The 7,104-nt window shown below is 57.4% G+C and carries 4 protein-coding genes and 1 pseudogene; all 5 read right to left on the bottom strand.

The window, feature by feature from the left end; all coding sequences use genetic code 11:
• Positions 1-914: pseudogene (locus L2W48_RS12395) on the bottom strand (hypothetical protein); the annotation flags it as partial.
• The gene (locus L2W48_RS12390) at positions 911-3,370 is read right to left on the bottom strand and encodes a hypothetical protein (protein WP_236100306.1); all 2,460 of its coding nucleotides are present in this window, start codon (positions 3,368-3,370) and stop codon (positions 911-913) included. The pseudogene L2W48_RS12395 and the gene L2W48_RS12390, both read right to left, overlap by 4 nt.
• Positions 3,370-4,140, bottom strand: a complete 771-nt coding sequence (locus L2W48_RS12385) for a hypothetical protein (RefSeq protein ID WP_236100307.1) — start codon at positions 4,138-4,140, stop codon at positions 3,370-3,372. The genes L2W48_RS12390 and L2W48_RS12385 overlap by 1 nt, the downstream gene beginning before the upstream one ends.
• A 3-nt stretch (positions 4,141-4,143) precedes the next feature.
• The gene (locus L2W48_RS12380; RefSeq protein WP_236100308.1) at positions 4,144-4,506 is read right to left on the bottom strand and encodes a hypothetical protein; all 363 of its coding nucleotides are present in this window, start codon (positions 4,504-4,506) and stop codon (positions 4,144-4,146) included.
• A 13-nt stretch (positions 4,507-4,519) separates the two neighbouring features.
• Positions 4,520-7,060: a phage tail tape measure protein gene (locus tag L2W48_RS12375; RefSeq protein ID WP_236100310.1), complete on the bottom strand. Its 2,541-nt coding sequence runs from the start codon at positions 7,058-7,060 to the stop codon at positions 4,520-4,522.
• Positions 7,061-7,104: the final 44 nt, after the last annotated feature.

Here is a 7,104-nt window from a genome sequence, read left to right as displayed (position 1 = left end):
AACAGTCGACCCCTAGGATCCCCCTCTCCCGCCGCTACATGGACAGCTCCGCCTCGTACCGGGATAACCTGTCCCGGTTCTTGCCCTTGGAGCTCTCCGTTATGGACCACCGACAACCCCAGACAGGTGCCGTCGGAGTCGAAGGAAGTAGGCACCAGCAGGGCCCTCCCAGCCGACTTGCTCCCGGCCCCATACAAGACGCCACCGTCCAGCCACAGCCCACCGGAGGAAGGCTCTGTCATCTCGGTTTCCATGGCGGGGTCGCAGTCGTACCAGGTTACGCCGTAGACCCCGGAGGGACCGGCAATATCTCCGATCTCGAACCGCTCCACTTCCTCCAGCCTGGCGGCAAGAGCCGCCCGTTCCAGACCTTTGGAGTTGTCTGCCGCCTCTCGAAGTTTGCGGTACTCCTCCCGCTCCCATCTGTAGGTCAAACTCAAAGACGTATAGCACCACCGGCCGAAAAAAGCCGACTCAACAGAGGAAAGAGATGGAACGAACGGAGCCGTGTCGCTATCGTCGCACCGGTCCAGCCACCAGCCGGAGTTATCGGCGTCGGGCATCGGGCAGGGCATCTCCACGGAGACGAAAGCCCCGTCCACGACCAGACCGCCGGAGACCAGAGCCCAGTCGTACCCAGACAGGACCGCCTCGTCGCATAAAGAAAGAGGGGACAGGCCCTCGCCTACCCCCTCTTCTCGATTCCATATATTCCATATATATACACCGCTCTCGAAAAGCCAGATCCGCCCGTCCCCCGATACCTCGATCAATTCTCCGGATTCGTCCGGCTTCCCGGCCTCCCTATCGAGGAGACGGATTTTAACCGTCTCCGGTACGGCGAAGGGAACCCTGCCCAACACATGGCCGGACAACCGCCCGACCGGCCCCGTGTAGACTCTCGCTTTCGTCATTTCATCACCGCCTGAATCACGCCGCTGGAGACGCTCCCGGGAGGAAGAAAGACCAGGGCGTTGTCTCCTCTCTTGATCCGTATGGAGGAGGTACAGCTGACCGGACGACCGCCCAGTATGACCAGAGCCCTGTCCGGCCGGACGTCCACCACCCGCCCGAAGGCGCTTCTGCCCTTGCCGATGCTCTCCCTGGCGTAGACGTTGGCGGCGGTGGACCCGGAGTTGAGCAACATCAGATACTCCGGCGGAGTGGTGTCCGAAGGCCGGAAGGATATGGAGGTTTGTAGCTTATCGAAACTGTGTTCCACCGCCATCACCCCTCCGTCCGGATGAACCCTCATATCCAGGGGTACCGTGACCGTTTCCACTATCCCCCTGCTTACCTTCTTGACCGACAGGATATTGTCTGCGATGGTCTGGGCTATCGACCTGGCTCGATCCTCCGAGAGATACTCATCTATGTACAGCTCCTTCTCCGTCCAGATACTTCCTCCTCCGGACATTCCCACCGCCGGAGACACCGGAGAGGTTCCGGAGGTAGACCCCGCCAGATGGCGGAAAGCCTTGTACCTGGAACACCTTTCGTACCCCGGAGTTTTTCCGTTATCCAGATAGCCGCAGGGATCACCTTCGATGTAATCCTCCGAATCCGACTCGGAGATCCCCGTCGAGTGGACCGGCCCGTCTACCGTCTCGACGCCGCTTCCGTCCCATCCCGAAGGCTTCGGCCTCGACGTCTCGGGAGCGGAGACCGCCGAAGGAGACTCTACGACCCCGCAGGTTCCGTCGCTACACAAAAACGGGCAGGTCTCTTCCGACCAGATCCCGTCGATATAGCGGTTTCCACCGTCCTCGCCCGACGTCTTTTTCCTGTATCTCCTTCCGGGCTGAGACAGCGTTCCGACCTCCTCCGAGATGGAGGATCCTCCTGGAACCTGAATTATCCTCATGGAGCCGTCTTGCAGTAGCGTTTTCATCTGAGCCAGGGCCTCCCCGGCCCTGGAGTTCGCAGGGTCGTAAAGGTCGCCGAAAAGCCCTCTCTCCAGCATATCCGCCAGCCCGTTATCGTCGGTCGTCCTCTCTATACGGGTGACGCATTTACCGTCGTCGTCGAAAACCTCGTCTATCTGTCTCTGCCGCTCTCTCTTTATCATCGTGGTGGTCTGATAGGCCGGAAGCTGTATGTACCTGGTCTGGCCGTCGCTCCCCACCCAGGTAAGAGGGTTCCCGTCCGATCCCGTCACCAGGTCCGCCTCTCCGACGTCTCTTTCCTCATAGCTCCATTCCCTCTCGGTGAGTCCTCTGTATCCGTGATCGTCGTCCCACGTCCAGGCCCGTTCGGTCTTGTGAGTGTAGGGTACGTCGTTTCTTCGCCTGTCGGGATCATACGAATTGATCTCCACTACTTCCTTCAATATGTGGGTTTTGTCCATGTCGTAGGATCGTCTCACCTGGTATTCCATGACGTGCTCGACCGTCTCGGTGGACAATCCGCCCGTGGCATGATCGTAATAGACCGCATCGACGGCGGTATCCTCGATACTTCCGGCCTCGACGAGACAGAATCTCCACAGCCGCTGTTCCTGGTCGCCTACCCTTAACACGGAGGACTCCACGTCGTAGGAGTAGTTCGACACGATACTTTTTCTGATACCGGCTCCGGGAAGAAACAAGCTCGCCTCGTAGGATTCGACCACGTTTATAGGGGAGAAGAGGGTATATTTCCAAGACAAGGTTCCCCCCGGCAAAGAGGTGGTCCCTCGCTTCGAGACCCGCTTCAACGATCCGGAGGGAGTCGTCCCATAATAGCCGCCTCCGGGACCGTCTTCGTCTACCGAACCGGAAGAGTCTCCCCGGCGTCCCAGGATAACCACCACGCCGGAGGCATACCCGTCGAGATCCAGATCCCGGGCCTGTACGTCGTCCAGGTTCAACCCCTTGCAGGGATAGGTTTTACAAGGCCGGGGCGGAGCTACTTTCAGGGTTCCGTCCTGAACCATGTAGGCTACGGCCCCCCCGAGGGTGGCGAGATCCAAAACGGCGTTCGCCGCCGTCTGGCCCGAAACCAGGTGTCGGGCGTCCACCGGGACGTCTCTGTCCAGAGTTACGTCCGCTTTCAACCCGCACCCCTCCGCCAGCTCGGACAAGACATCTCCGAGACTGGATCCTTTTATCTGGTGAGGCAACATAGGGCTTTTCATGAGCCGGAACCCCGCATCATAACCGGATAGAGACCACAACACCCGTCCGTCCTCGGCGTCCCCCAGTTTATCCGCCCGGGACACCAGCCCGTTTTCCATGATCTCCGGGACCGTCCAAGATCCACCAAGCTCCAGAGGGCTCCCCGCAGGCAACAGTACCTTTCCCTGCCATGTCCCTATGAGGGCCCGTAATTCTCTTCTATAGGAAAACTCCACATATCCATCCGGCAGGGCCGGGGCCTGTATTTCCCGCACTACTTCACCTCCAAAACGACTTCCGCCTCGGCGACGTCCGACCGCCTGGTCCTCGATGTCACCGCTATCATGGGATCTCCGCCGGAGGAGCCCTCGACCGGCAGGAAAACCGACCACATCGGCAGATATCCGACCCATCCGTAGACCACTCCGCCAGATGGATGTACCGACACCGGAATCTCTCTGGTAGTCCGAGCCACACCGTTCACATCCGCCCAGGGCCTTATCATGTGGGCCGACGCCGGAAGCCCCGACACCCAGGCAGGGACACCCGAGAGATCCACCGACGCCGCCTCGCCTCTGGAAAGGACGGCGGAGAGTTCCGAGGTCCATCTCATGGCCCCAGATACGAAAAGGTCCTCCCAGTCGCAGAGTCGTCCGGTCTCTCCGAATACCGGACGGTCCACCACCCACCGAGGCGATACGCTGGCGTCCGCCTCCACTGGCCACAACATCCAGCGGAGTGGACGAAAAACCTGCATATCCTCCGATCGTAGCCCCCTAAAGGACACGTCCAATCTGGTCAGCTTACCGGCATTCGTGAGAGATCCGAATCGAAACGCCGGACGACACAAGCCGACCCTGACGACCTGCAAAGTCTCCAGATACAACAGAATAGTCCGGGGCTCCACCTCCAGGGTCAAAACATCGTGGGTCTCCTGCCTCGTAACGTTGGCCACCGCCGTCTCTGGCTCTCCGTTCAGGCTGACAGCCAGGCAGAGAGGCGGTTCCCCGCCGCTAATATGCAGACTTGTCCATACGCTATCCATGGATTACTCCCCCGCCATAGGTTCGTCTATATCCAGGCTTCCATCGTAGGCCCTGGTGGACAAAGCCTGTATCTCGTAGGACCGACCGTCGAAAAACTCCCCGTCGACTGCCTTTATCCGGTGAAGCCCCGACAGTTTTATCTGCTCCACCATGTATTCTATTCCCTGATGGGAGAAGACCTCGCCCACCGTGAAAAACCCCGCAGGGTGAGAGGAAAAATGCCCCTGAAAGGTGGCCCTGAAACGGACCCTGCCGCCGGGGCGACGGACGAAAACAGTCTCCCCCGAGGCTGTGACCACCATCTCGCCGTGGGGGATCTCCTCTATATCCGTAAGTTCGTAGTTGGCCACCGGGTCGTAGCTCATGGGACCACCCTCCTCAGTACCCCAGATCGAAGGACTTGACTATCCCCCGGCCGATCTCCCGACCGGTCTTGTCCGCATCCTCCGGACGTTTTACGTTGACCGTGCCTATCTGTATCGATATAGGGGCGGAAACCTTGTTGACCGTCCCGCCGAATCCGCCCTTGCCGGAGAAATTCGGCATCTTGCTTTGAACCCCCAGGTTGGAAAGCTCCAGCTTGGCGTGGTAGGCTTTCAGATCTCCCATCAAGGCGGAGCTGAATTTCATACCGGCATATTCTTTTTCTATCTGATCTCCGGTTTTTTTGACGAGCTCGTCCGTCTTTTTTTGAATGAGCTTCATGGCCTCTGTAAGGGCCGCACCCTTAACGAATCCCTCCTGAATAGCCCCTGTAAGGGTCTTTATGGGGAGATCTTTCTTCTTTCCCATGGCTCTGGCAATAGAGGTCATGAGGGCATCCCCACCGTCAAGGCCCATCTTCTCCATGGCGTTCACAAAAGCCGTCGCCATATAGGGGCTCTCGTCTGCAAGGGACTTGCGGAGATCCTCGGCCACCTTCATGACAGAATCTCGGATAATCTCGTCTGCCTCCAAAGCAGAGACGCCGAAAAGTTCCATGGCGTCCTTGCCCTGCTCTCTGAAGTCTTTAATCCTTTCCTGTAGGTCACTCACAGAAAGAGCCACCTTGGAAAGTTGTCTCTGGGCCAACTCTGCCTGCTTCTTGCCCCATTCCCTCAGAAGATCATCAGGGTTTGAAAATCCTTCCTCGTTCAACCCCTTCAGCTCTTCCTTCATGTCCTTGATATCCTCAACACTCTTTTTGATCTGACCGGTCTGGATAAGCCACTCTTTCACCTTATCAGGCAGTCTTTCCAGGGCCTCCTCATTGCCTTCCATTGCCGCAGTCATGTCCTCGATGGAGTAATTGACGTCATCTATAGCGTCGGGATAGGAAAGAATAGCCGCTATCGCAGCGGTCACAGCTCCGCCCAGCATGGCCCAGCCAGAAGCCCCGGCAGTCCCCGCCGTCTTCAACATCTTGCCGAATGTAGATACCCCAGCTCCGCCTCCCATGATCCAGCTCAAAATCGTGCTTCCTTCGAGCGCAGCTTGAGCTGTAGCGAACAGATTCATAGAATCGGCCAATCCTTTGAAGGACTTCGATAGCGTTAAAATCCCCCCTGCTATCGCCATGACCTTACCTGCTGCCCACCCGTATATAATGATTTTAGTTAAACTATCAGCATGATCTATCAAAAATTCCCAGGGAATCGCTTCGGCTATAGCATTAAGTGATTGGTAAATCGCTTTGAGCATTCTGCCGAAAGTTTCGCACTGATCGGTGATGGAGGCTACGTCAATCCTCTCTAGCGCATCTTTAAACTCTTCCACTTGCACCTTTCCTAAGCCAAACCCCTCAAAGAAAGCGTCCACCGACCCCTTAAGGATCTGGTTTTTATCTGCCCACTCGACAAGGACCTCCAACAACTTAGCGACATGGGCGACATATCGAGAAACCTCGTCGCCGAGGGGCTCCAACAGCTTGTCCGTTGCCGTATTTTTGAGCTCTTTGAGAGCCTTCCCAAGTGTAGACGTATCTTCATCAGCCTTCAAAATGGCCCCTGAAGCCTTTGACAGGACCTCTACCAAGCCACCAAGCTCGAAGCGGTTTTCCCTTATCGCCGCCGCCATATCTGGGCCAGCGTCGGCCCCGAAATACTTCACGGCCTTGTTTATGGCTTCTCCCTCGGTCGAGGCGTTTTTGATACTCTCGGTGAGATCTCGCCATCCCTGCCCCAGGTCTCGAACGCCGCCTTTAGTCATGTTGGTGATAGCCTGGCCGAGACCGGACAGGGCCTTTTCGGTGCTAACTCCCTCCTTCTCCCACTTGCCCAGCAGCCCTAAAGTCTCCTCCAGAGAGAAACCTAGCAACCTGAATTTTGTCCCGTATGTAACCGCCTTCTCGGCCAGCCCCTCGATGGAGGTTCCTGTCGACCTAGACGCCACGAACAACGCATCTAACGCCTCGGTCTGATGCTCCGTAGAGATCGACCAGTCCCCGAAGAGCCTGGAGCCCAAGAGTATGGAGCTACTAAGATCTGACCCAGTAACCTCCGCTAAAGATATGTAGTGCTGAGTGAGTTTCTCCAAGTCCGCCCCGGTCGCACCGCTGGCCACTCTGACAGCTGCCAAAGCCTCAGCCACCTGACCATATCCCTCTACCGGATTTTCACGGAATAGCTTCCTGACTATTTCCTCATAGCCTTTCAGGGCTTCTCCGCTCTCCCCAGTTTTTTTGGCCACTATCGCCATGGCCTCCTCAAGCTCCTGGGCAACCGAAAAAGCGGCTATGCCGACGCCGGTCGCCGCTACCTTGGCGGTGGCCCCAACAGCTAACAGACCCTTCATAGCAGGATCAAAGACCTTGCCGATGGTCTCTCCATAGCCCTCCAGGCGACGACCGTTCAGATACAGGGTCTTCTGGAGACGGTTGAATGAACTCACAGCCTGATCCACCTTGGCCCCTACGTTGATCTGAACGTCTCGCTTAGACAAAACATCACCTCCAGGGGAATAAAAAAAGCCGCCCCGAAGGACGG

It is taken from the genome of Dethiosulfovibrio russensis, assembly GCF_021568855.1.
Lineage (GTDB): Bacteria > Synergistota > Synergistia > Synergistales > Dethiosulfovibrionaceae > Dethiosulfovibrio > Dethiosulfovibrio russensis.
The sequence above is the reverse complement of the archived record's forward strand: the minus strand, read 5'-3'. Positions and strand labels throughout refer to the sequence as shown.